Below are 26,126 nucleotides of genomic sequence, written 5' to 3'. Positions count from 1 at the left end.
GCCATGGCATTTCAAATTTTATTAAATATTGGTTTAGCGATTATCTGGATGTTACTTAGGCAGGACTTCTCCCCCGTAGAATTTTTAATTGGATATGTTGTTGGATTGGGACTTCTATTTGTCCTAAGACGTTTCTTACAATTTAACTTTTACTTCCGACGAGTTATTGCGATTTTTAAACTTATTTCTATGTTTTTATGGGAGCTAATTTTAGCAAATATTGAGATGGTTAAAATCGTATTGAGTCCAAAACTAGATATTCAACCTGGGATCGTTGCAGTACCAACAAAATTAAAAACAGATTGGGAAGTAACCTTGCTATCAAGCTTAATCTCATTAACACCTGGTACTCTATCAATGAACTTTTCAGATGACGGTAAAACCATTTTCGTTCATTCTATTCATGTACCAGATAAAGAAGAGATGATTAAACAAATCCATAATACTTTTGAGAAAGCGATTATGGAGGTGACACAATAGTGTTAGAAACATCTTTAACCATTGCGCTTATTATCATGTCGTTCTCTATTTTTGTTTGTTTTATCCGTGTTGTTAAGGGGCCAACAATGTCTGACCGCGTTGTCGCGCTAGATACAATTGGGATTACGTTAATAGGAATAATTGGGATTGTGATGATTATTCAAAATACCCTTGCTTATGCAGATGTTATTTTAGTTATTGCTATCTTAGCATTTATTGGCTCAATCGCTTTTGCGAAATTTATCGAGGGGGGTGTGGTCTTTGATCGAGATCATCGTTAGCATCCTCATCATCCTAGGCGGCTTTTTAAGCCTTCTAGGAGCAATAGGGATACTAAGGTTCCCAGACGTATATGGACGCCTTCATGCAGCAACAAAAAGCGCGACACTAGGGGTTATATGTATCATGTTAGCTGTATATCTCTATTTCCAATTGATTGAAGGCATTTTCAGCGGAAAAATATTGTTAACCATTATCTTTGTTTTCTTAACTGCACCAGTTGCAGGTTTCATGATTTCACGATCAGCTTATAACGTTGGAGTCAAGTTATGGGATCAAAGTGTTCAGGACGACTTAAAAAAAGCATTAAATAAAGGAAAAAAATCTAGATCTTAATGATCTAGATTTTTTTTCCTTTATTTAAATTATTCAAATTTTCTTCCGCTTTTCTAATCGCTTCCGCTAAAAGATCAACAATATGAACTGCTCGGACATCTTTTTGTAACCCTGCACGCTCTATTCCTAACTTCATTTGTAGTAAGCAACCAGGATTGGCTGTTACAAGTGTTCTTGCCTTCGTTGCTTTTACTTCGTGCATTTTCACATCCAAAATTTGCATCGACATTTCTTGTTCAATAATATTGTACACACCAGCAGATCCACAACACCGATCAGCGTCTTTCATTTCCGAATATGTGACACCTTCAATAGATTGAATTAATTTCCTTGGCGCACTAAACGTACCCATAACATTACGAAGATGGCAAGAGTCTTGATAAGTAACAATCTGATTATCTAGTATCATTTTTGGCATACCAACTTCAAATAATACTTCAGAAATATCCTTTACTTTTGCAGAAAATACTTTGGCACGATCAGCCCATTCTGGGTCATCCTTAAGTAAGTGACTATAATCAACTAATAATGCACCACAGCCACCAGCGTTCGAAATAATATAATCTGCATGTACATTTTCAAACGCTAGAATATTCTCTTTAGCTAATTGTTTAGCACCATCTTTTTCACCACTATGAGCATGTAATGCCCCACAACAATTTTGCTTTTTTGGAATAACTATTTCACAATTAGACTTACTTAAGATAAATAAGGTCGAGTTATTTGTATCCATAAACATCGTGTCCATTAAACATCCAGAAAAGAAAGCTACCTTCTTCTTCACTTGTCCCTCTGCTTTTACCTGTGTTGGACGACTTTTCAGTTTACTAGGGTGTGGGATTTTAGGGAGTACACGCTCCATAACTGATAAATTACCTGGTGCAATCTTTGTTAAATTTGTAGTTTGAGCAATTTTTTGAATTCCACTATTCTGATAAAACCAAAGCAACGTACTTACCGTTCTCATTCGATTTGGTTTTGGAAATAATTCATTAAATACAATACTACGTAGTAACCTTACGGGCATACTATGCTTTTTCTTCTTTTGAATGATATCACGGGCATTTTCCAATAGAAACCCGTACTTCATTCCAGATGGACAAGCTGGTTCACAGGCACGGCAACCTAAACATTGACTAAGTTGTTTCTCAAAATCCTCATCCGGTTCCATAATTCCATCAACTACAGCTTTCATTAACGCAATTCTTCCACGAGGTGAAGCCGCTTCATTTCCACCAGATTCACGATAGGTTGGACAAGCAGGTAAACAGAAGCCACATCTCATACAATTAATTAGCTCATCATAATCCATTCCTTGCTTCATATCGATGGCTAATTCTTGCTGTCTTTTTTCTTTTGCTGTGCTCATCGAGTTACCACCACCCGTTTACGCGATTCTTTTGCAAACATTTTTCCAGGATTCATGATATTATTAGGGTCAAATGCCAATTTAAGAGTTTTCATTGCTTCTACGCCTTCTTCTCCAAGCTTCCAAGCAAGATATGGAGATTTCATCACACCTACTCCGTGCTCTCCTGTAATGGTTCCACCTAATTCAATTGCTTTTTCAAAGATTTCTTCGAAAGCTATTTCCACACGATGCATTTCTTCTTTATCACGAGCATCTGTCATACATGTTGGGTGAAGATTTCCATCACCTGCATGTCCAAACGTACAAATTTGAACATTATTTCTCTTTGCAATTTCTTCAATCTCACGTACCATTTCCGCAATTTTCGAACGAGGTACTGTTGCATCTTCTAAAATCGTTGTAGGTTTCAATCTTGCTAATGCCGAAAGAGCTGAACGTCTAGCAGTTGTCAATGCTGTTCCTTCTTCTACAGTCTGTGCAACTTGAACAGACAAAGCTTTTTCTTCTTCACAAATTTCAGCGATTCTATTAATATCCTTTTCTACCACTTCTATTGGACCATCTTGCTCAATTAGTAGTACTGCACCTACATCTGTTGGTAAGCCTATCTTTGCGAAATCTTCCACTACCCGTATCGTTGGTTGGTCTAAAAACTCTAGCGTGGTAGGGATAATTTTGTTAGCAATGATTTTTGATACTGTACGTCCAGCTGACTCAAGACTATCGTAAAGAGCTAGCATTGTCTTTTTTGCTTCCGGCATCGGTATAAGTTTAAACGTAGCTTCTGTAATAACCCCTAGGGTACCTTCAGAACCAACCATTAATCTAGTAAAATCGTAGCCAGCAACATCTTTTGCAAGTTTACCACCAGTACGAATAATATTTCCATTTGGCAATACAGTTTCTAAGGCAATTACATAATCACGTGTTACACCATATTTTAAGCCACGTAAACCACCTGAACACTCATTGATATTCCCACCAATTGTAGAAATCTTCATTGAACTTGGATCTGGTGGATAGAACAAGCCTTTTGCTTCTACAGCATTGATCATATCTAATGTAATTAATCCTGGTTGAACTGTTACGGTTAAGTTTTCCTCATCAATTTCTAAAATTTGATTCATATGGTTAAAAATTAGGACAATACCACCTTCAAGGGGACAGGTTCCCGCACACAGGTTCGTTGCATTTCCTCTAGGTACAATTGGTATTTTATATTCGTAACATACTTTGACAATCTCAGAAACTTCTTGTGTATTTCTTGGCTTTACAACTGCATCTGGAAGTGCTTGATAATTTGGAGTTGCATCGTATGAATATGCAACTAAACTTTGCTTTGAATCAAGATAATTTTTCTCCCCTACGATTCCTAAAAACTTCCTTTTGGCTTCTTGACTAATCATTTATGCATCCCCCTATAGTCATATTTATAGCAGATTTTTACTATACTTAGACTTTTTAGTGCAAGATTTTATCATCGTAGGTTCATTATAGTTGATTAAAGCGCTTTCTTTCTATGGGTACTCATACAAAGATATGAGCATTTGTTCACAGTTTTTTGTATTTTCATCTAAGTTCATTCCAAAAAGAAAGTGCAATATAAAACGTTACTAGATTTTGGGTTTCTTTCAATGATAAACCAGTCAACTCACAAATACGTTTCAAACGATAATGAAGTGTATTTATATGTATATGAAGCCGTTTAGAGGTTTCCTTAATGGAAAGATTCGTTTCCAAATAAGCCTCTAAAGTCTCTAAAAGCTCTTTCTCTCTCAGTAAGATAGCTAATACTTTCTCAACAAACTCTTTTCTAGTTTCATCAGTAATTTCCGCCAATGCCACATCTAGTGTTAAATCATCATAACAAACAAATGAACCATTTTTTTTAGCTACACGAAGTGCTTTTTTTGCTTGATGATAGGAACTTTGTAACATGGCTGGTTCATTTACTCTTGTCCCAATTCCAACATTCAGGTTTATTCCGTATTTCTCTTTCATGATGGTTTGAGTAGACTTAACAATTGATATGACACTTTCCTTAAAATTATTGTTAGAAATCACTTTAAGGAGAACAAACCTTCCACTTCCCCACTGGGCAAGTACATCTTGCGTCTCACTTGGAAATAACTCTCTAAATAATTCAATTGCTTCTCTCTCAATTAATTGGTTTTCTTGAAATTGTTTACGATCAATTTCAAATAATGAACAACAGCGAGGCATATCCATAGAAATACCTAAGATTTCCCCTCGTTCTCTAAAATCATCATCCATATATTGGAGATGAAGCCATTCATAAACATATGTTTCTAGACCACGATATTTCAATTCTAACTTTTCATGCGAATGTGCCTCTTGAATAATTAATTCTGTCATCCGCTGTATTAATTCCCCAAATTGAACAATATCTTTGGGCTCACCAGTAATACCAATCACACCAATTGCTTTGTTATGAAAAATAATTGGTAAATTTATACCTGCTTTTACGCCTTTAAGTTGAAAAACGTCTTCTTTTGATATCATTATTGTCTCTTTTCTTTTTACAGCAACGAGTGCACCTTCATGAAATTTTCCTACTCGTTTTTGGTCACTACCAGCAATAATAAGACCATTATCATTAACAACAATGACTTCTCCAGATAAAATATCTGTAACCTCATTAACAATTCTCTGAGCTAACCCGGAAAGTAGCTTCAACAGCTTCAACACCCTTCTTGTATAGGTCTTTCGCTTTAATAGCTGCAGTTTACATGTTCTATACGTTATTTATTGAGTGAATTTCATAATTACCAAAACAAACCGGATAAAAAATCTATAAGTAAATACGAACGGCCACCGTAACTAGATATAGATTTTTAGTAGTAAGAATAATAAATGATGAAATTCATTAAATTACTTTGTTATAGAACCAATTTTCATACCAACTTTTACATCTATTGGCGCTTTAATTTTCTCCTCAAGTTGAATGGTGTCTTTTTCAAATAGCAAAATAACCGTTGAACCAAAAGTAAAATAAGCCATTTCGTCACCTTTTATTATTTCAGTCTTAGTATGTGTTGGATGAATGCTATTAACATTCATTGCTCCTACTTTAACTAATGAATAATGCTTGTTATTGCTCATTTTAACTTCTGTGATTAAACGATAGTTTCTTGATAATGGTTTTTTCCCTAGCCTTAACCCTAATTCATTTACCGGATATGACTTATTACCTAATGCCCATCTACCTACGATCGTTCCTGTAAATGGTGTATGTATTCGGTGATAATGACTAGGACTTAAGTATAAAATGATATAAGTACCTTCTTTATATTTCTCAGCTCTATGAGGATTTCCAAGCATCTCCGTTAAGCTATAGTCTTGACTTTTGACATGAAATGTACAGTGTTCGGTAATTTTACCGACATCAGCTAAAATTCCATCTACAGGGCTAACCATACTATTCGGATGTGGATCAATGGTTCTTGCATGTTCTTTTAAGTTTCTAATAAATAATTCCTGTAAACTAGAATATTGATGCAAAGGTTTCTCCATTTCGGTTTCATCAATATTAAATACTTTTACAAATGATTTATTTATTACTTTACTCATTTTTGACTTCGTAAAAGATTTTAATAAAAAAGAATTGATACGATTACTTGATAATTCTATTAATGATTGATAAATAGCCTTTTTCACTTTGTTGCCTCCAAAAAATTAAATTTTTAGTTAATGATTTCAAAGCTTATTATTCTCGCCACTAAGATTGCAATAGTAATAAGATACAATTACATTTTAACTTTTTTATCGATACATTTATAGGTCATAAAAAATTATATAAAAAACAAACTCATTTCATCATAGTTATGATATCATTATATTTTAAGTAACTAACATTTTTATCTATATTTGTTAGATTTTAATAAGGAGTGATGAATTTGGTAATTCTTCAACACCTAGACCAAACGATAAAAAGAATCAGAAATCAAACTGCAAACTTACTTACAATCATTAATTTAAGTTTGGGAGCATTTTCTATATTATTTGTACTTCAAGGCGATTTATATATGAGTCTTTTTTTTATCTGCTTAGCTGCTATTTTTGACCGATTTGATGGTATCGTAGCCAGAAAACTAAACATCACTTCTGATTTAGGAAAACAACTCGATTCATTAAGTGATTTAATTTCATTTGGTGTGGCACCTGCTCTACTCTTATATTCAGCTATTTTATTTGACTTTGGTACACCTGGAGCTATTTTTACTATAATATTTATCGCCTGTGGCGCTATTCGTTTAGCTAGGTTTAACATTTCAGAACATAAAGGTTATTTTATTGGATTACCTATTACTGCTGGTGGATGCTTACTTACAATCAGCTTTTTGCTTGTAGACACTATTTCTGGTCCAATCTTTATGTTTATTATCCTATCATTATCAATACTGATGATTAGCACATTTAAAGTAAAAAAAGTATAAAACTCCCTAAAAAGGGAGTTTTAACGGTTAAAGGTTATTTTTTCCATTCACTTTTACAACAACAATACTAGAGTTTTCAATAGCTTCAAATTCATGATCATCTTCCACTTCCATTGTCGCTAATATACCTGGTTTCAATATTTCTTCTGATTTCCCACTGCGGAAATAAACTTCTCCATCAGTAATGATGATAATTGCCTCACATGGAGCTAAATGCCTTGGAATTTTCTCACCTTTTTTTAGCTGTAAGTTCATAACAATTCCGTGATTAAATTCATGTAACATACGTTTTGAAATTGCTGTCTCGTAAAGACTTGGGTAGTTTACAACTTTCATTTTATTTCCCCTTTTCTATGTTTAATTTAAAACTTTAAATAACTTGTCTACTAGTATTTATAACGTACACTGAAAATAACCTTATTTCAGTGATAACAGTCACAAACTCTTTTAGCTTCTTTAAAATGCCACTTTTCCATTTGTGTATACCCTTCTTCTTTTCACGCAGTACCAATACTATTTATTATTTGATAAACTAATTTATAAAGCTGAACTTCAATTAGTGGGGTTTTCCTTCATCCCCCACTGATTGTTAGTTCAACTTATCGGACCTTTAGGGACAGTTAATCCCCCACCTAAACTTCTCGATTTTCTTAAGTTTTGAGGTGGAGGTCTTACTGCCCCTTAAGAGTGGGATAAAAGTAGAATAATTAGGAGGCTTTTCTCTTGCAAGTTATAATATCACATGTAAATTTAGACTTTGATGGCCTTGCTTCCATGCTAGCGGCAAAAAAATTATACCCACTAGCTAAGGTGATTTTACCAACAAAGCAAGGTAAGTCCGTTGAACAATTTTTAGCCCTATATCGTGATTCAATTAAATATTACTCTCCTAATCAAATTAATTGGGAAAATGTATCTGAAGTTATCATGGTTGATACTGCCTCTTTAAAGAGAATTGGGGAAATAAATAACTTTATAAATGGTGAAAAAGTTAATTTTATCGTCTATGACCATCATCAACCGACTGAACACAATGTAATTTCTAACGAAACAACGATAGAGGAAGTTGGGGCCACCATTACTCTACTGCTAGAGAAAATAAAAATGAAAAATATTACTATTACAGCTTTTGAAGCAACTATTTTTGCTCTTGGTCTTTATACAGACACCGGTTCGTTTACATATTTGACTACTACATCTAGAGATTTAAAGGCAGGAAGCTACCTTTTAGAGCATGGGGCAAACCTTCATATAATTTCAAAGTACACTAATACACCACTAAATGAACATAATCAGAAATTATTTCATTCACTTATTCAAAAAAGTGAAGAACATTACTATGAAGGAGTAACTATTCTCATTGCTTACCATCAACAAAATGAATATACTGGTGGCCTTTCACTTTTAGCTAATAAAGCAATGGAAATGACTGGAACAGATGCATTAATCTTTGTAGTTGAAATGGGGAAACGTATTTTTATCGTTGGTCGCTCTTCTAGTAATCGAGTTACTATATTACCTATCATTAAACATTTTAGTGGTAACGGACACAAAAAAGCAGCTTCTGCAATGGTTAAGAACTACAATATTGCTCATGTATTAGACATTATTAGAAAGAGTATTCGTGAAACTGTTCAACCTGCTGTTATGGCAAAAGATATTATGTCGAGCCCTGTTAAATTTATTTCTTCAGCTACTACTATTGATGAAGCTACTAAAATGGTACTTAGGTACGGCCATACGGGTTTTCCTGTGGTTGATGAAAATAAGTTAGTTGGAGTTATTTCTAGAAGAGATATTGATAAAGCAAAGCATCATGGTTTAGGACATGCTCCTGTAAAAGGTTATATGAGTACAAGGCCCATTACAGTACATTCTTCAACAGTCGTCGAAGAAATCCAAAAAATAATGATAAATAAAAATATAGGCCGTCTTCCTGTGCTAGAAAATAATGAACTTATTGGAATTGTTACAAGAACAAATGTCATTGAATTTCTTTATGGAAATAAAAACAGAGATTACAAAAACAATGCTCCTAAGATAGAGGTTTCACTAATAGAAAGAATGAATTCACTACTTCCTAGAGATATTATTGAATTACTAACAAAAATTGCAAATTTAGCTGACAAGATGAATTATCCCGTTTTTTTGGTAGGTGGCATTGTTAGAGATTTAATCCTTGGCAGGAGAAATGAGGATGTTGATGTTGTAGTTGAAGGAGATGGAACTGCCTTTGCTAGCAAGTTAGCTCAAGAAATCGGTGGAGGTGTTCGGGTACATGAGAAATTTGGTACGGCTACGTGGAGACTTCCCTCCGGATTAAAAGTAGATATTACATCAGCTAGAACTGAATATTATGATTTCCCTGCAGCTTTACCGACTGTTCGTTTATCTGGCTTGAGAGAAGATCTGTATCGTAGAGACTTTACAATCAATGCAATGGCTATCCAATTAAACAAAGACAAATTCGGGGATTTAATCGACCTTTTTCATGGTTATCAAGACATATCTCAAAAAAAAATAAGAACATTATACAATCTTAGTTTTGTTGAAGACCCTACTAGGATCTTAAGAGCTGTGCGTTTTGAGCAACGCTTCGGTTTTGAAATGGATGAGCAAACATTTGATTTAGCACAAACTTCAGTTGATAAAATTAGATTAACTTCAAAACCAAGACTTGCCTATGAACTAAGTAAACTACTAAGCGAAAAACACCCAATAGAATCACTCAACCGTCTAGATGAAATAGGAGTTCTTAACTTTTTAATTACCGTTAACAGCTATGATAGTAGTATGATAAAGCAAATAAAAAATTTCAAACTAATTCTTGATAATGTTTCTAAACAATTGACTAATCCTCAAACAAACGTAAGTCAAGCTTGGATTTGCTATTTAGTTCTATTGTTCTCAAAACATGATAGTGGTTTCGAGCAAGTTAACATGTTTACACTTAACAACGAAAACATAAAAACAATAGAAGAAATAAAAGCATTACTAGAAGGAAAGTATCATTTTTCAAAAAATAATACTAGTGGCTCCCTTCATCATAGGTTAAAGAATTACCGAATAGAGTCAATATTATGTTTTACAATATTAATGCAATTCCCAAACGAGATTGTAGAAAATATAACAAGGTATTTGATACAAAGACAAGCGATTCCAAAAATTATCAATGGGAACGATCTTAAATCTTTAAATATAAATCCAGGTCCAATTTATTCAAAAATTTTACAACAAGTTGAATGTGATTATTTAGATAAAAAAGTTTCATCTAAAGAAGAAGCCATTTTATTGATAAAAGAAAATTATTAGAATCATAACGAAGTCTACTTACGTAAATTTCAATAATTTAGAAAATACAAACGTAAGAAAACTAAAATACCTTAAGCACATGAGTCTAAGCTAGACATCAATCCAAGTTCAAAATTTATAAATACAAAAATACGAAAGAGTTGACAAGCAATGGAGTGCCATTCTCTTTCGTATTTTTGATAATATTATTTTTTAAAGTCCTTTTGCATGGAAACCAAGTTTTTTTAGTAACTGTATAACTTCTAACTTTTCTTCTTCATCTAGTCCGCTAAATATTTTTTTTATCGCTCCCTTGTGTTGAGGGAAGATTTCATCCATCAGTTTTGTTCCAGCTTCTGTAATAACAGCATAAGTTACTCTGCGATCTTTAGGACAAGCTTTTCTCAAAATGAGGTTCTTTTTTTCTAATTTATCTACTACATACGTAATACTACCACTTGACAGTAATACTTTCTTTCCAATTTGTTGAATTTGCTGGTCACCTTTATGATAAAGCAATTCTAAAACTGCAAATTCAGTTGGATTTAGTCCATATGTTTTAATATCATCTTCAATAAGATCATTAATCGCTCTAGTTGCACGCGATAAAACAATAAAAAGTTTTAGCGATAAGTCATTTGTATCTATTTTCATTAATATCATACCTTACGTTTTTATCTTGGAACCAAGATAATTATAAAGGATAGTAAAAAATCTGTCAATTGCTAATAGAAAATTATGTAAAAAGGATGCAAATAGAAATCTGCACCCTTTTTTGTTATTTTAATAAGCCTACTAGCTCAAGTCCATGAACAATACCGTCATCATCAACATGTTTCGTCACGTGCTTTGCAACCTTCTTAACAGCCTCAGGTGCATTTCCCATAGCTACACTATGTTTAACAAACTTAAGCATTTCAATATCATTTAACCCATCACCAAATGCATAAATATCGTCTTCATGTACACCTAAATGGTCGATTACAGCTCGGATTCCTCTAGCCTTTGATCCACCAATTGGTAATACATCCATTGCCTTTTCATGCCATCGGATAAACTCAAATTTATCAAACATTCCTTTGTAAGAACTTTCTTCTTCTTCATTACAAAGAATCCATGATTGGTAAATATCGCGTCCTTCTAAATACATAGGATCAATTTCTGGATAATAACATTGTAGCGATTGAACACATTCTTCTAATCCAGGATGAAGATCAGTTGTTGTTTTCATACCTTCATGAGATTGATAAACAACAGGATGATTATTTTTCAAAGCGAATTCCGAGAACGATTTTAATGCATTTTTTTCTAATGGATTTTTAAATATTACTTCATTATTTACAACAACATATTGGCCATTTAAACTAACATAAGAATTAATATCTAGTTCTTCTCTTAATTCTTTAAATAAATAGGGTGCACGACCTGTTGCGATAATTACCTCATAACCTTTTTCTTTTAGTTCTTTCACTGCATACTTTGTAGAAGCTGGTAATTGCTTTTCGTGATCAAGTAGTGTACCGTCTATGTCAAAAAAGATGATCTGTTGATTCATTAATAATACCTCGCTTTTCATATTATAGGAATCTATGAAACGTTATCTGCTTCAACTATAATAACATTATTATCTTTACTTGTGTTTTTCTTTTCCACTGATTCTGACTTAATTAATAAGCCTACCCCTGCAACGATAACTACTATACTGATAAGGCGCATAACATTTAATGGTTTAACTTCAGTACCAAATAAACCGAAGTGATCAGCAATGGCTGCACCTATTACTTGCCCTAAAACAACTAATACAAAAGCTGTAAGTGCACCAATATTAGAAATGGATAAAGTCACAATTGATACAATCGTTACCCCTATTAACCCTGATATTAAATACCATTTAAACCCTTGTACAAGGGTAGCGGTTAATCCTAGGGAAGGTTGTTTGATAAGAATATAAATAAGAGCGGGAATTGCTTGAATAACAGAATATAATACAATCACTGCTGGCAAACCTATTACTTTAGCTCCAACACTATTCACTATACCATGAACACTTATTAATAACCCTCCTAATAAAGCCATCGTTAAATAAACAATATACATAAATACCCTCCTTTCTCGTAATAAAACCCCCTCACAAGAGATCGCTATAGTGAGGGGAAAATTATGTTTGTATAAATAGTTTTATTAAAATTCTTTACCTATTTGATTACTCTCCAAGTCCACTTGTAATAATCTTATTAATTGCTTCTAAGGCCTCATTTGCATCATCACCTTCAGTAATAATTGTTATTTCTGCTCCTTTACCGATTCCTAAAGACATTACACCCATAATTGATTTTAAATTTACTTTTTTCCCGTTATACTCAAGTGAAACATTTGAATTAAACTTAGTTGCCGTATTTACCAACATTGTAGCTGGTCTTGCATGAATTCCTGTTTCATCAGTGATAGTATATGATTTTTGTGCCATTTTTTATTGCCTCCTAAATGTTATAAACTTTCTCCATTTGTTTCAATAACTACTTTATACCAATGATAACTTTTCTTTTTTATACGTCTTAACTCTTTTTCATCTTCTTCATCACGATCAACATATACAAAACCGTAACGTTTTTGATAACCGTTCAACCAGCTTAGTAGATCAGTAAATGACCAAACACAATATCCAATCATTTCTACGCCATCAGTAATTGCTTCCTGGACTGCTATTAGATGACTTTTTATATAGTCAATTCGATAATCATCATTAACAAAATCGTTTTCTTCTAGCGTATCGTATTCGCCTAATCCATTTTCGCTAATTAATATTGGTAATTGGTATCTATTTGTAATTCTACGTAAACCAATTCTTAGACCTGTTGGATCTATCTCCCAGTCCCAGTTTGTAGCTTCAAGATTTGGATTTTTAATAGTTTTAAATACGCCTTGAATTCCTGTATCCTCTGAAGTCCCTTTTTTACCGGATGTATTAAAATGACCTTCTGTTACTCCGTCTAAAGGATTTTTTTCATAAGTCATTGTTCGATAATAATTAACACCCATGAAATCAGGCTTACCTTCTTTTAATAATTGAAAGTCTCCTTCTTCAACGCTTGGAGCCAAGCCATTTTTTTCAAGATAATTCCATGTAGCTTTTGGATAGTGCCCCCAAGCATAAACATCCATCCACCAATGTGAATTAAATTCTTCCGCATTTTCCATAGCAAGGATATCTTCAGGCTTTGAGGAAAATGTATATGCTGGTGCATAAGCAAAACTAGGACCAATCTTCCCGTCAGGAACATACTTACGAAATTCTTTAATTACACTTGCATTTGCCAAATTAGCATGATGATTTACTTGATAAAATAATTTGTCATCTTTTACTCCAGGTGGGTGTAATGCCGTTTTGTACCCCAACATTGTAAAAATATTTTGTTCATTTAAGCTAACCCAATATTTCACGCGATCTCCAAACCTTTTGAACAACGTTACACTATAGTTTGTAAAATCTTCTATGATATTTCGTGATTCCCAACCACCATAATCATCTTGCAACGCTTGAGGTAAGTCCCAATGGTATATTGTTAATATTGGTTCAATTTCATATTTTATTAATTCATTTATAAGATTATCGTAAAACTGTAAGCCCTTTTCATTCACTTCACCCTTTCCATTTGGGAAAATACGAGCCCAAGCAACCGAAAAACGGTACGTCTTCATCCCCATTTCTGCCATTAATTGTACATCTTCTTGGTAACGGTGGTAATGATCTACAGCCACGTCTCCATTAGTACCTTTAAACGTTTTTCCAGGGATACGTACAAACTCGTCCCAGTTGGAAGGACCTTTCCCATCAACATTCCAAGCACCTTCAACTTGATAGGATGCAGATGCTGCGCCCCATAAAAAATTGTCTGGAAATGGTTTTAGCTTTTTATGTATCATAATAGACACTCCTAATTATTATTTTTGAGAAATATCATAATTAATGAAAGCAACTCGTTACATAGCTTTTAAAAATAAACAAATTCAATACATTTTTAGTGCAAATAGAAACCTTTCATTACGTTATTTTAATGTAGCACTTCTAGTTTCAGTTTAATTAGATTCACACAAAATGTATATATAGTAATCGAACAATGTATTTAATAACGTAAATAGTTATATGTTTCAGTGATGTAACATGATGTTTCACGATTTTCATTTTAATAAAACCGAAATCTTAATTAACTCGAAAAACAACATTTTTCAGCTCATTTATTCAGTTAATGTATTCCTAACATGTAAAAAAATTATGGTTCTAGTAAACTTTACTAGAACCATAATTGAAAGCTTAACCTACTTTCTTTTCATCAGGTGATGAAAAACCGCCTTCTTCTCTTACTTTTTGCTTATCAAAGATCTTGAAGAATGGTAACCAAATCGCAAAGGCAATTAAAATATTAACCGCTTGCATGATTGCTCCTGATATATTTCCACCTGTGATTAAATATCCGTGTAAAATTGGTGGTGTTGTCCATGGAACTGCGATACCGGCTGGCTTCGCAACAATACCTAATGACATTGCAAAATAGGTTACAATTACTGTTACTAATGGTGTAAGAATAAACGGAAGGATTAATAACGGGTTCATTACAATCGGCATACCGAAAATAATTGGTTCGTTAATATTAAATGCACCTGGGCCCGCTGCTAACCTTCCTAATTGCTTGATCTGCTGACTTCGTGCCCATAAAAGCATCATAATTACTAATGCAAAAGTAGCTCCACTTCCACCAACGTTCATCATTTCAATAAATTGTGTTGTAAAGATGTTTGGTAATTCTTCACCTGCTTGGAATGCAATACGGTTTTCATCCATCGCACCCATCCAGATTGGTGCCATTACACCACTTACAATGTTCATACCGTGTAATCCAACACTCCATAATAACATGGCGAAAAATACGACGAATAAGTTACCAATTAAGCTTCCACCTACTAAAGTAAGTGGTGCACCTACGATTTGTGTTACAAGTGCATGAATACTTCCGAAAGATGTCATTTCTACAAAAATTCTTACTAGCCAAATTGATGTAATGACAATAAATCCTGGAATTAACGCGACGAATGACTTTGCTACCGCTGGTGGTACACCATCTGGCATTTTAATAACGATATCTTTTGATACGATATAACGATAAATTTCTGTTGAAAAAATAGCTATAAGCATTGCTACGAATAAACCTTGGCTTCCCATTAGTGCTAACGGAATACCTCCACCTACTTGAACAGCTTCAGCTGCACCTTCTGGTGTAAATGAAATTTGAAATGGGGTTGCTAATAAGAACGATGAAATGGCAATCGCCCCTGAGGAAAGAGCATCAATTCCATATCTTTCAGCAAGTCGATAAGCGATACCGAAGCAGGCAATTAACGCCATAATGTCAAACGTTACTCCAACAGGGTAAAGTAATTTTGACATCCACTGATCTCCGAAAACTCCAGCCATAAAGTCAGCATAACCTGGGATTGGTAAGAACGCTAAAATTAGGAACAGCGATCCGACGATGATAAGTGGCATTGTTAATATAATTCCATCACGTAAGGCGTTTAAGTGACGTTGACCTGCTACCTTACCTGCTACTGGCATTACTTTATTTTCTAAAAATGTATTTACTTTACTCATTTAGTTCAACTCCTACCATTTTGTATTGGTATTTAATAAAAAATTATGATATAATTACGCTCAAATCTTGTTCTTAGATTTGGAACTCCTTGGGTTAAGGTTGCCGCCTACACCAAGGAGTCTTTTTTATTTATTTTGCTAAAAGTTGTTGTACTGATTTTATTACTTCCGCACCGTTACAAGTTCCATAATGAACTGGGTTAATAACATCAACTGGAATGTTTTTCTCAGTTTCATATTTTTTCATTTGGTTTAAAAGGTAACGAACTTGAGGCCCCAACAATAATATATCTGCTTTATCAATTTCGTTTGGTACAGTATCTGCGCTTACTGCCCAAATTTTTGTTTCTAAACCTTGTTCAGCCGCTGCTTTTTCCATTTTTGTAACTAGTAAACTCGTAGACATTCCTGCCGCACAACATAATAAAATATTCATTCTAAATTCCTCCTAAGTAATAGTTATATAAATAATTTCATAAAAAATAATTAGTAAGCAACTTTCAACTTAGAGAATAAAAATTATGTAGAATATTTTTTAAACCCTACATGTTTTTTCTGTTCTTTTTTGTTTCCTGTTGCTTAATTACATCTTATAGTAAAAGCGCTTTCATATAAACTCAACTTTTTTCCTTTAGGTAACGGAAAAGGTTGATTGCGCTTACAAGATTATATTAGTCTTCTAGCATAGCTCGACGTTGACCTCCTCGAACCATTTTTTGTGGACGAGAATCGCAGGGGTAAAGCAGTCGGAAGTCATTCAGAGATGTATTTCAAGTAGAAAGTTAAGTCATAACTTGAGTCGCGTGAAAATAATTCGCGTTGAATTGACGATGGCCTTGGGTGGGGCGCTATGCTAGCGAATTGAAATTTATACCTTATGTATTCTTACTGAATAGAAAGGTGTAGTCAATTTTACCCGTAAAAATAAACATATACACTGCGTTCAGCTCTTAGACCTTTTTGTCTAGATCTGATCTTTTCAATTCGAGTTAACTGGGCTAGATACCATGTGAGAACTACTCTTTTTAGCTTAAAAAATATGGTTCTAGCAAATTATCACTAGAACCATACTTTTTACGCTTCAACTTTTTTAAAAAACTGTGGTAAATGCTCTTTGTGAGCTTCCAGCATTTCATCTACGATTTGTTTTGCGATCGTATCAGATGGACTTAGTGGATTAATGGTCATCGCTAAAACAGCCGTGTTGTAGTCACCTGTTACAGCAGCCTCTGCTCCAATACGCTCAAATGATTTAATCTGTTGAACAAGTCCGCGAACTGGAACTGGAAGGTCACCCATAGAAATAGGTTTTGGACCATCTTTTGTGATGACACAGCTAACTTCAACAGCCGAATCTGCAGGAATACTAGCAATTGCGCCGTTGTTAATCGTGTTAACCGGTTGAATGTCACGTTTGTCCGTGTAAATTGACGTAATTAAACGTACAGCTGCATCAGAATAGTAAGCTCCACCGCGCTTTTCAAGTTGAGGTGGTTTAATAGCTAAATTCGGATCTTTGTAAAGTTCGAATAATTCTTTCTCTAATTTTTGCACAACTTCTGCACGAGTTCCTTCGCCATCAGCGTTTTTCATGTCTTTTTCAAGCATTTGTCTCGTTTTGTAATAGTACATGTGGTAAGGGCAAGTTAGTACACCAAGTGCTTTAATGAACTCTGGCTCCCAACCAATCCCTTCAATATTTTTAACGAAACTGCTGTTCGCAGGATCTGTTAACTTCTCAATCACTTCATCTTTAACACTTACGCCATCAACATACACATCTAACCCATAAACCATATGGTTTAATCCAGCAAAGTCAATACGGATACGAGAATGATCCACATCTAATAGTTTTGCAATTCCCATCTCGATTCCGATTGGAACATTACATAATCCGACTACTTTTTTAATGTTTGAGTAACGTAGGACCGCTTCCGTTACCATACCTGCTGGATTTGTGAAGTTAATTAACCATGCGTTCGGACATAACTCTTCTATATCTTTACAAATATCTAGAATTACTGGGATCGTACGTAATCCTTTAAATAATCCACCAGGGCCATTAGTCTCTTGACCAAGAACACCATACTTAAGAGGAATTCTTTCGTCTTTAGCACGAGCTTCTAATAGACCGACACGGAATTGTGTAGTAACGAAGTCTGCATCTTTTAAAGCTGCGCGACGATCTAGTGTTAAGTGAACATCAATTGGTAAACCAGCTTTTTCAATCATACGTTTTGCTAAGTTTCCAACGATCTCCATTTTTTCTTTCCCAGCTTCAATATCTACTAACCAAAGTTCGCGAATTGGTAGTTCATCATAACGTTTAATAAAGCCTTCTACTAATTCTGGTGTGTAACTAGAGCCCCCACCAATTGTTGCGATTTTTAATCCTTTTGTATTACTCAAGATCTTACACCTCCATTAGATTTCACAAGTTCATTTAAATCAATAATTTCTGCTGCTAAATCTTTTACAGTGATCGCATTCATTAAGTGATCTTGTGCATGGATCATCAGTAATGAAATTTCTGTTTTTTCGCCTCTTATCTCACCTTGAATAAGAGATGTTTGTATATGGTGGGCTTCATTTAACTCTTGCCCTGCTTGTTTTAGTTTTTCTCTTGCTTCCACAAACTCACCTTGTTTTGCCGCTTGTAATGCTTCCATTGCTGAACTTTTCCCATTCCCGGCATGTAAAATCAATTGAAAAATTAACTCTTCATTTATCATAATATTTCCTCTCCAATCTATATCTTTTTTTACATCGATATTTTTTATTATCCAGTGTGGCTAACTCTCCCACACTGGATGTTACTATCTTTAACTTCCATTAATTTACTTTTATGTCAACCTACTTTTTTTTCATCAGGTGATGAAAAACCGCCTTCTTCTCTTACTTTTTGCTTATCAAAGATCTTGAAGAATGGTAACCAAATCACAAAGGCAATTAAAATATTAACCGCTTGCATGATTGCTCCTGATATATTTCCACCTGTGATTAAATATCCGTGTAAAATTGGTGGTGTTGTCCATGGAACTGCGATACCGGCTGGCTTCGCAACAATACCTAATGACATTGCAAAATAGGTTACAATTACTGTTACTAATGGTGTAAGAATAAACGGAAGGATTAATAACGGGTTCATTACAATCGGCATACCGAAAATAATTGGTTCGTTAATATTAAATGCACCTGGGCCCGCTGCTAACCTTCCTAATTGCTTGATCTGCTGACTTCGTGCCCATAAAAGCATCATAATTACTAATGCAAAAGTAGCTCCACTTCCACCAACGTTCATCATTTCAATAAATTGTGTTGTAAAGATGTTTGGTAATTCTTCACCTGCTTGGAATGCAATACGGTTTTCATCCATCGCACCCATCCAGATTGGTGCCATTACACCACTTACAATGTTCATACCGTGTAATCCAACACTCCATAATAACATGGCGAAAAATACGACGAATAAGTTACCAATTAAGCTTCCACCTACTAAAGTAAGTGGTGCACCTACGATTTGTGTTACAAGTGCATGAATACTTCCGAAAGATGTCATTTCTACAAAAATTCTTACTAGCCAAATTGATGTAATGACAATAAATCCTGGAATTAACGCGACGAATGACTTTGCTACCGCTGGTGGTACACCATCTGGCATTTTAATAACGATATCTTTTGATACGATATAACGATAAATTTCTGTTGAAAAAATAGCTATAAGCATCGCTACGAATAAACCTTGGCTTCCCATTAGTGCTAACGGAATACCTCCACCTACTTGAACAGCTTCAGCTGCACCTTCTGGTGTAAATGAAATTTGAAATGGGGTTGCTAATAAGAACGATGAAATGGCAATCGCCCCTGAGGAAAGAGCATCAATTCCATATCTTTCAGCAAGTCGATAAGCGATACCGAAGCAGGCAATTAACGCCATAATGTCAAACGTTACTCCAACAGGGTAAAGTAATTTTGACATCCACTGATCTCCGAAAACTCCAGCCATAAAATCAGCATAACCTGGGATTGGTAAGAACGCTAAAATTAGGAACAGCGATCCGACGATGATAAGTGGCATTGTTAATATAATTCCATCACGTAAAGCGTTTAAGTGACGTTGACCTGCTACCTTACCTGCTACTGGCATTACTTTATTTTCTAAAAATGTATTTACTTTACTCATTTAGTTCAACTCCTATTTAATTGTCATTTGACAACATCTAGTAATTTCTTTTAAAATTACTTTAACGTTTTTTTCTATTTTTTTGTTTCTCCTTGGTAGGCTGCAACCTATACCAAGGAGATTTTTTTATTTATTTTCTAAAAGTTGTTGTACTGATTTTATAACTTCCGCACCGTTACAAGTACCATAGTGAACTGGGTTAATAACATCAACTGGAATATTTTTCTCAGTTTCATATTTTTTCATTTGGTTTAAAAGGTAACGAACTTGAGGACCCAACAATAATACATTCGCTTTATCGATTTCGTTTGGTACAGTATCTGCACTTACTGCCCAAATTTTTGTTTCTAAGCCTTGTTCAGCTGCTGCCTTTTCCATTTTGGTAACTAGTAAACTCGTAGACATTCCCGCTGCACAACATAATAAAATATTCATTAAAAATTCCTCCTAGATAAAATATTAAGTAGTTTGTTTTTGTTAAAAATTTTAAGCAACTCTCAAATAAGTTAAGATAAAATATTAAGTGGAATTCCGTTGATTTTTTTAAATAGTTTTTTGTATCCTGTTGCTTAAGTACATCTTAATTCAAAAGCGCTTTCATTTAAACATAACCTTTTTCCGTTAATCAACGGAAATCATTTGAAGCGTTTTCATCGTGGTTTATGCTGGTAATAATAAAATTATAGATAACCCATTTTAATAAAGCTGAACTTCAATCAGTGAGGGGTTTTCCTTCATCCCCACTGATTGTTAGTTCAACTTATCGGACCTTTAGGGGCAGTTTATCCCCCACCTAAACTTCTCGATTTTCTTAAGTTTTGAGGTGGGGGATAAACGGCTTTCCAACTTGAGTGAAGAAAAAGCTTGTTAATAGTATAGACCATTAACAAGCTTTTTCGATCAATTATTTTTTTGAATAAATATGTTTATAAACTCTTGATACGTTTTACACTTTAATAACTGCTGAACTAATTGTTTACTATCAACAACACTTCCTAAAATATTGTACATTTTTTGTAAATCAGATTTGTTGTTCTTCTCAACATTTAATAAACAAACAAACTGTACAGGTTTATCTGCCCACATAACTGGTTTTTGCAATGTGCATACAGCCCAAAATGTAGAACTTGTTTGGGCTGTTATAGGATGAGGAATTGCTACAAGATTTCCAAAGCATGTGGGTGATACCGCTTCTCTTTCATAGACCGCATCTAAATAACCTTCACCTACAAGGTTTAATTGGTATAGTTTTTCTCCTAAAAAGTTAATCACTTCATCTCTTGTTTCAAACTTTTGTTGAAGAAAAACTAATTCTTCTCTAGTATACTCAAATGTATCATTAGTTTCTTCTAATAGCATCATTTCAATTTTTTCAAGATCTTGTCCACCTAAAATCGTATTCACTTCAATAACAGGTATTGATATAGGCTCATTAATTGGAATTGTACTAACAATAAAGTCTAGCGAATGTAGAGACATTTGTTTGAGCTTATAATATTCAGTTGTACCTAATACCTCTAATCTTGAACCAAATTTAGATTGAAGCTTATAATTTAATAATTTAGCGCTTCCAACTCCAGAAGCACAAACAACGATACAACGCTTTGGACGAATTGTCATTTTTTTTCTTTCTAATGCTCCACCTAAATGAAGAGCAATATAACCAATCTCATTTTCATGAATGGAAATTCCTAATTCTTTTTTTAACACCATTCCTGCAACCACACCTGCTTGAAAGGCTACTGGATAATAAGATTTTATCGCATTTATCATTGGGTTACGTAAGTTCATTCCATAACGAAAACGGTTTATTGCAGGTTTTAAATGAATACATAATCCTACTATAAGTTCTTTATCCTCTTTAATGCCTAGCCTTAGCTGTTCTTCTACTGCATCTAATACTTTCTCGACTAATATATATATTTCATCATCCATTAATGACTTAATTTCTTTTTGACTTATTTTCTCTTCTACAACCATTTTAGTTCCTAGTAAATGAATAGCTATATATGCAGTCTCTGTTTCAGGGAATTCAACATTTAAACTCTTTTCGATTTCACCTACTATTTCCTTGGCAACTTCATATTCTTTTTTATTAACTATTTCTTTTAATTCGTCTGGAATAAGCGACACGTGATTGCCATTTCTTATTCGTCTACAAGCTATTGCAATATGAATAATTAAATTATTTATCCCGATATCGGATAACTCTATTTCGTGCATATTAATATGATTAATGATGATTGATTTGATCGACAACATATCTTCATTTGGAATAATTGAAATTTTTGAATTAATTGCATCAATTTCCGATTCACTTCTATCAAATAAATATTCAGACATACAAAATCGCCTTTTTAATTCATTCCCTTTTAACCTAAATCCATAATTCGGTCGCGATTCCAAAATTAAATCATATTTTTTAAGAATTTTCTTTACTTCTTGTAAATCATTCTGCAGTGTCGATTTACTAATAAATAGTTCATCAGCCAAATCTTCGAGTTTCATAAAATCATCTTTTAGAAGCAGTTGCTTTATAAGAAACTGAACACGCTCTTCTGGAGAAATTGGTACAAAGTCTGGTTCTACCTGTTCATTTTGAAACATTTCTTGAAGCATTTTTCGAAAAAGCCTATCATCATGCACTTCTAAAACATAGCCTTTCCCTCGTTCCGATTTTATTGAGGAACCATGTTTAGATAATAACATGTCTAATTCTTTCATATCATTTCTAATTGTTCGTGATGTAACTTGAATAATATTGGCTAAATACTCCCCTGTTATTGGTTCTTCAGCGGCTAATAACTCACGAAAAATAGAAATTATTCGTACACTAAGCAAGTAATTCCCCTCCTAACTTAAAAAAAGACTTGTCTACTATTGCTTTGTGCCTATAAAATTTTGTTTATATAAAATCTATAATCTAATATACTTTATATAGTAACGAATTGCTATTAACTTTACATATTTGTAGTAGTGTTTTAAATATACTTACAAAACTTTTGGTTGTTTATTTAGAAAGCTTGTTCATTAACTTTTCTATATCAACTTTATTGTAAAAGCCTTCTATACCTTGTTTTGTAGATAAATAATTAACAATTTCTATATCACTTAATAAAACATTCTTTTTTAATCCTTCGATAATCATGCTCAAATATTCATTTGATGGTTTATTGAAGGAAACATCTAAATCCCAATCAGAAGTAAAGGTGAATATTGGAATACCCTCATCGTTATCACCTAAATATAAAATAGTTCCATACCACGATTCCCGGAAGGTTTTTGAACCGCTTTGCATTACTTCGTCTAATTCAATCGAAAAGGTAGCACCATTATTTTCTTGTTTAACTACATCTAAAAATTGTTCAAGCGTTATTAAATACTTTCTACTAAATGTTTTGTACTTCTCAGCTTTAGTTAACCCAATAAAAGCAACTCCTTGATTTTGCCAACGAATTGATTCTTTTGCGAAATACAAAGGATGATTAATTATATATGTTTCTTCTTTTATTGGCAGGGATTTATCGAGACATCCTACTTCTATTTTTTCTGAACCTTTAGGCTGTCCCCCTTTTATGTAACATAAAAATCTATCTCGACTTAAATTTGAACCATAACTTGCATACCAAACATACTTTTCCTGTTTCATCTTAGTATTCATACAGTCACACCTTTATAACGTACTAATCTATTCAATTGAACGACACTTACTGATAAAGTCTTTAAACAATTGCACCATGTTTGGATCAACGGTAGCCATCTCTTCTGGATGCCATTGGACCCCCAATACAAAATGAGACTCATCAACTCCCTCGACTGCTTCGATGAAGCCATCTGGTGATGTGGCCACCTTCTTCAAAGAGGAGGCAAGGACATCAATAGCTTGATGATGCATGCTATTGACACGAATTTTTGAAGTTTTAAAGATTTGATATAACCAACTATTATTATCGAGGTGTAGATCATGAGTTGGCTCAGATCTTTCAGCTAATTGAAAATGTTTTATTGCCTTCGGATTAACTGTTGCAATATCTTGTATAACGCTTCCCCCTAGTGCAACATTTAATATTGTAATTCCTCGACAGATTGCCAAGATAGGCTTTTTTTCATTCAGAGCTTTTTTAATAAGTTCAATTTCAAATTTATCACGTTTACTATTTGTTTTTTGTAATTGTAGTATAGGGTTTTCGTTAAAGAATTGGGGATCTACATCTTCCCCACTACTTAAAATAATTCCGTCACACATAGAAATATACACTTCTACCAACTCTTGTGGTCCAATTGGAATAACAATTGGAATTCCACCACCGTGTAAAACAGATCGAATATACTTCTCATGTAATTGAACGCACGGAATATTATTATGATTTTCTATAGAGCTTGTAATTCCAATTATCGGTTTATTTTTTCTACTCATTTTCTCACCGCCAAATTATACTTATCCCTTATTAAATGCATATTATTAGAATGCGAAAAAACTGTTGAAAAAATTACGCGGATTTTTCAACAGTTTCTTTTTTTATAAGGAAACCAAAGTAGGTTACTCGATGATTCTTATTCATGTACAAACCGCCACTGTATAGAAAACTTATAAGAAATACAAACCAAAATGTAATAAATCTTAATAGTATCGCAAATATAACGGCTTCAGTCACTGCAATTTGAAGAGAGCTTAATAATAAAACAGTACTTCCTTCAAATGTTCCTAAGCCTCCCGGTGTGATTGGAATCATTGCCACCATATATGCTAAAAAAGTAATGGCAGAAATGGTTAAAAAATTGACATCCATTTGAAGACTAATACTTATTAAAAAAGCTTTAAAAGGAAATGAAATCCAAATTATTAAAGCTAATAGTAGTTGTCCTACCCAAGAAGTCCCCTTTTTGCCTACTAATTGTTTTAAAGCATCTTCAAAGGTTTCCAAATGCATAATCACCTTTGTTGACCACTTCCACTTCCTCCTACTATTTTTGCAAGATCGTATTTAGTTGTTGAGTGTAAAACACACTAAAAACTAATACAGATATCATTGTTACTAACAACACAAAACTTACAACTACGATTTGAAGGGGGATTTCAATATTACTTAGTACTAAATATAAAATTGAAAAAAAAGCAATAGGAATAAATACAAGCAGACTATACAATTTTTGAACAGTTATTAAAGCTGCAGCATCACCGTACGTCGATTGACATTGGTTTTTTATTAATATAGCTTTTATAGCTTCTCCACCCGTTTTTGCTGCAGGTGTAATACTTTCAACAAACGTCCCAATCATTTGGATTGAGAACATAGTCTTAAACTTTAAATTTGGTAAGATGGGCTTTGCAATAGAAACCCACTGAAAAGTTAACAAAAATATAGTGAATATTTGAAACAGGCATAAATAACATAATGTAGAACGTTTTAATTCTTTTAAATTAATAACAATTGATTTAATATCACCTTTCCATAGTAAGAGAGTAATCATTATGATTCCGATTAGAAAGAGACCTATTTTTTTTATACTGATCACTCCTTGGGTCTTTAACAACTAACAACGTAGACTTCATCGTCGAATTAGTCTGCTCGGTTGATGTAGATTCATAGCTTCTGTTTTGAATACAATTTCCATAAAGACAAGAAATCCCTTTTTTCGGACATCTAATTAAAATTCTCGTATTAGTCTGGCTACATTCCAACAAATGTTTGAGTATTTTATCTTGCGGAGATGCTTGTAAGGCAATATGGGCAACTGAATATTTACTTGCATCTATCGTTTGACCATCTCCTAAACTTACTTTTACCTGATCATCTAATTTTAATAATTTGAGAAATTTCTTTGCTAACTTAACCGCTCTTTGATCACAATCAATGACTTCTACATTAGCCCCTGATTGTTTTGCTATTTCAATGGCTGTCCACGGAAGGGCTCCGCCACCAATACAAATGACTCGATCTTTTTCTTTAATTTCCCCTAACCTCACTTCTTTTCTTACGATAGGCTCGTAATATTTCTGAAGTAATAAAGCAAGAGGAACACTGTTACTAAGTGCTTTTTCAAGTATTTTCGTAAATAATGGGATTATTCTCATATGTA

At 33.7% G+C, this 26,126-nt stretch carries 27 protein-coding genes; 5 read left to right on the top strand and 22 right to left on the bottom strand.

What is annotated here, in order from left to right:
• Positions 1 to 3 precede the first annotated feature (3 nt).
• The 3 genes from BKP45_RS05280 to mnhG are packed head-to-tail and all read left to right on the top strand — an operon-like array spanning position 4 to position 1,095.
• Entirely contained in the window at positions 4 to 480 is a 477-nt protein-coding gene (locus BKP45_RS05280; protein ID WP_071388660.1) for a Na+/H+ antiporter subunit E, read from the top strand.
• Positions 480 to 761, top strand: coding sequence for a Na(+)/H(+) antiporter subunit F1 (locus BKP45_RS05275; RefSeq protein WP_071388659.1), 282 nt, complete (start codon positions 480 to 482; stop codon positions 759 to 761). Before BKP45_RS05280 ends, BKP45_RS05275 begins: the two co-directional genes overlap by 1 nt.
• On the top strand, positions 742 to 1,095 hold the full coding sequence (mnhG, locus tag BKP45_RS05270; RefSeq protein WP_071388658.1) for a monovalent cation/H(+) antiporter subunit G: 354 nt from the start codon (positions 742 to 744) through the stop codon (positions 1,093 to 1,095). Before BKP45_RS05275 ends, mnhG begins: the two co-directional genes overlap by 20 nt.
• Positions 1,096 to 1,099: 4 nt before the next feature.
• On the opposite strand, the gene BKP45_RS05265 is transcribed toward mnhG, so the two are convergent.
• The 4 genes from BKP45_RS05265 to BKP45_RS05250 form a co-directional block, all read right to left on the bottom strand.
• Positions 1,100 to 2,464 (bottom strand): (Fe-S)-binding protein, encoded by a 1,365-nt coding sequence (locus tag BKP45_RS05265; RefSeq protein ID WP_071388657.1) that lies wholly within the window; start codon positions 2,462 to 2,464, stop codon positions 1,100 to 1,102.
• Positions 2,461 to 3,873 carry a glycolate oxidase subunit GlcD gene (gene glcD, locus BKP45_RS05260; RefSeq protein ID WP_071388656.1) on the bottom strand — a complete coding sequence of 471 codons (1,413 nt, stop codon included), beginning with the start codon at positions 3,871 to 3,873 and terminating at the stop codon, positions 2,461 to 2,463. The genes BKP45_RS05265 and glcD overlap by 4 nt, the downstream gene beginning before the upstream one ends.
• Positions 3,874 to 4,036: 163 nt before the next feature.
• Positions 4,037 to 5,164 (bottom strand): CdaR family transcriptional regulator, encoded by a 1,128-nt coding sequence (locus BKP45_RS05255; protein WP_071388655.1) that lies wholly within the window; start codon positions 5,162 to 5,164, stop codon positions 4,037 to 4,039.
• Between the two features lie 195 nt (positions 5,165 to 5,359).
• Complete coding sequence (locus BKP45_RS05250) at positions 5,360 to 6,145, bottom strand: phosphatidylserine decarboxylase (RefSeq protein ID WP_071388654.1); 786 nt, start codon at positions 6,143 to 6,145, stop codon at positions 5,360 to 5,362.
• Between the two features lie 239 nt (positions 6,146 to 6,384).
• Between BKP45_RS05250 and pssA the strand changes: the two genes are divergently transcribed.
• On the top strand, positions 6,385 to 6,924 hold the full coding sequence (gene pssA, locus BKP45_RS05245) for a CDP-diacylglycerol--serine O-phosphatidyltransferase (RefSeq protein WP_071388653.1): 540 nt from the start codon (positions 6,385 to 6,387) through the stop codon (positions 6,922 to 6,924).
• Positions 6,925 to 6,951: 27 nt separating this feature from the next.
• Here pssA and BKP45_RS05240 read toward each other — a convergent pair whose 3' ends face one another.
• Positions 6,952 to 7,260: an AraC family ligand binding domain-containing protein gene (locus tag BKP45_RS05240; RefSeq protein ID WP_071388652.1), complete on the bottom strand. Its 309-nt coding sequence runs from the start codon at positions 7,258 to 7,260 to the stop codon at positions 6,952 to 6,954.
• Between the two features lie 387 nt (positions 7,261 to 7,647).
• Between BKP45_RS05240 and BKP45_RS05235 the strand changes: the two genes are divergently transcribed.
• Entirely contained in the window at positions 7,648 to 10,236 is a 2,589-nt protein-coding gene (locus tag BKP45_RS05235; RefSeq protein WP_071388651.1) for a CBS domain-containing protein, read from the top strand.
• A gap of 192 nt (positions 10,237 to 10,428) precedes the next feature.
• Here the strand turns inward: BKP45_RS05235 and BKP45_RS05230 are convergent, their stop codons facing one another.
• From BKP45_RS05230 to BKP45_RS05150, 17 genes are all read right to left on the bottom strand, one after another.
• Positions 10,429 to 10,869, bottom strand: a complete 441-nt coding sequence (locus BKP45_RS05230) for a MarR family winged helix-turn-helix transcriptional regulator (protein WP_071388650.1) — start codon at positions 10,867 to 10,869, stop codon at positions 10,429 to 10,431.
• Positions 10,870 to 10,993: 124 nt separating this feature from the next.
• The gene (locus BKP45_RS05225; RefSeq protein WP_071388649.1) at positions 10,994 to 11,770 is read right to left on the bottom strand and encodes a Cof-type HAD-IIB family hydrolase; all 777 of its coding nucleotides are present in this window, start codon (positions 11,768 to 11,770) and stop codon (positions 10,994 to 10,996) included.
• Positions 11,771 to 11,802: 32 nt separating this feature from the next.
• Positions 11,803 to 12,312 carry a DMT family transporter gene (locus BKP45_RS05220; protein ID WP_071388648.1) on the bottom strand — a complete coding sequence of 170 codons (510 nt, stop codon included), beginning with the start codon at positions 12,310 to 12,312 and terminating at the stop codon, positions 11,803 to 11,805.
• A 106-nt stretch (positions 12,313 to 12,418) separates the two neighbouring features.
• Positions 12,419 to 12,682, bottom strand: a complete 264-nt coding sequence (locus BKP45_RS05215; RefSeq protein WP_071388647.1) for a phosphocarrier protein HPr — start codon at positions 12,680 to 12,682, stop codon at positions 12,419 to 12,421.
• Between the two features lie 20 nt (positions 12,683 to 12,702).
• Positions 12,703 to 14,139 (bottom strand): glycoside hydrolase family 1 protein, encoded by a 1,437-nt coding sequence (locus BKP45_RS05210; protein ID WP_071388646.1) that lies wholly within the window; start codon positions 14,137 to 14,139, stop codon positions 12,703 to 12,705.
• 388 nt (positions 14,140 to 14,527) lie between these two features.
• A complete protein-coding gene (gene celB / locus BKP45_RS05205; RefSeq protein WP_071388645.1) occupies positions 14,528 to 15,862 on the bottom strand; it encodes a PTS cellobiose transporter subunit IIC in 1,335 nt (444 codons plus the stop codon).
• A gap of 130 nt (positions 15,863 to 15,992) precedes the next feature.
• Complete coding sequence (locus BKP45_RS05200; protein ID WP_071308624.1) at positions 15,993 to 16,298, bottom strand: PTS sugar transporter subunit IIB; 306 nt, start codon at positions 16,296 to 16,298, stop codon at positions 15,993 to 15,995.
• A 638-nt stretch (positions 16,299 to 16,936) separates the two neighbouring features.
• A complete protein-coding gene (locus BKP45_RS05195) occupies positions 16,937 to 18,271 on the bottom strand; it encodes a 6-phospho-beta-glucosidase (protein ID WP_071388644.1) in 1,335 nt (444 codons plus the stop codon).
• The gene (locus BKP45_RS05190) at positions 18,268 to 18,594 is read right to left on the bottom strand and encodes a PTS lactose/cellobiose transporter subunit IIA (protein WP_071388643.1); all 327 of its coding nucleotides are present in this window, start codon (positions 18,592 to 18,594) and stop codon (positions 18,268 to 18,270) included. The genes BKP45_RS05195 and BKP45_RS05190 overlap by 4 nt, the downstream gene beginning before the upstream one ends.
• 116 nt (positions 18,595 to 18,710) lie before the next feature.
• The gene (gene celB, locus BKP45_RS05185; protein WP_071388642.1) at positions 18,711 to 20,045 is read right to left on the bottom strand and encodes a PTS cellobiose transporter subunit IIC; all 1,335 of its coding nucleotides are present in this window, start codon (positions 20,043 to 20,045) and stop codon (positions 18,711 to 18,713) included.
• A 126-nt stretch (positions 20,046 to 20,171) separates the two neighbouring features.
• Complete coding sequence (locus BKP45_RS05180) at positions 20,172 to 20,480, bottom strand: PTS sugar transporter subunit IIB (protein ID WP_071388641.1); 309 nt, start codon at positions 20,478 to 20,480, stop codon at positions 20,172 to 20,174.
• 465 nt (positions 20,481 to 20,945) lie between these two features.
• Positions 20,946 to 22,886: a BglG family transcription antiterminator gene (locus BKP45_RS05175; RefSeq protein WP_071388640.1), complete on the bottom strand. Its 1,941-nt coding sequence runs from the start codon at positions 22,884 to 22,886 to the stop codon at positions 20,946 to 20,948.
• A gap of 169 nt (positions 22,887 to 23,055) precedes the next feature.
• Positions 23,056 to 23,706 (bottom strand): hypothetical protein, encoded by a 651-nt coding sequence (locus BKP45_RS05170; RefSeq protein WP_084787617.1) that lies wholly within the window; start codon positions 23,704 to 23,706, stop codon positions 23,056 to 23,058.
• 27 nt (positions 23,707 to 23,733) lie between these two features.
• Positions 23,734 to 24,462: a gamma-glutamyl-gamma-aminobutyrate hydrolase family protein gene (locus tag BKP45_RS05165; RefSeq protein WP_071388639.1), complete on the bottom strand. Its 729-nt coding sequence runs from the start codon at positions 24,460 to 24,462 to the stop codon at positions 23,734 to 23,736.
• 73 nt (positions 24,463 to 24,535) lie between these two features.
• Complete coding sequence (locus BKP45_RS23235; protein ID WP_281243131.1) at positions 24,536 to 25,030, bottom strand: lysylphosphatidylglycerol synthase transmembrane domain-containing protein; 495 nt, start codon at positions 25,028 to 25,030, stop codon at positions 24,536 to 24,538.
• Positions 25,011 to 25,517 (bottom strand): lysylphosphatidylglycerol synthase domain-containing protein, encoded by a 507-nt coding sequence (locus tag BKP45_RS23230; RefSeq protein ID WP_071388637.1) that lies wholly within the window; start codon positions 25,515 to 25,517, stop codon positions 25,011 to 25,013. Before BKP45_RS23230 ends, BKP45_RS23235 begins: the two co-directional genes overlap by 20 nt.
• A complete protein-coding gene (locus BKP45_RS05150; RefSeq protein ID WP_071388636.1) occupies positions 25,489 to 26,121 on the bottom strand; it encodes a spermine/spermidine synthase domain-containing protein in 633 nt (210 codons plus the stop codon). The genes BKP45_RS23230 and BKP45_RS05150 overlap by 29 nt, the downstream gene beginning before the upstream one ends.
• Positions 26,122 to 26,126 lie beyond the last annotated feature (5 nt).

It is taken from the genome of Anaerobacillus alkalidiazotrophicus, from assembly GCF_001866055.1.
This window is presented reverse-complemented; position numbering and strand designations above follow the sequence as displayed.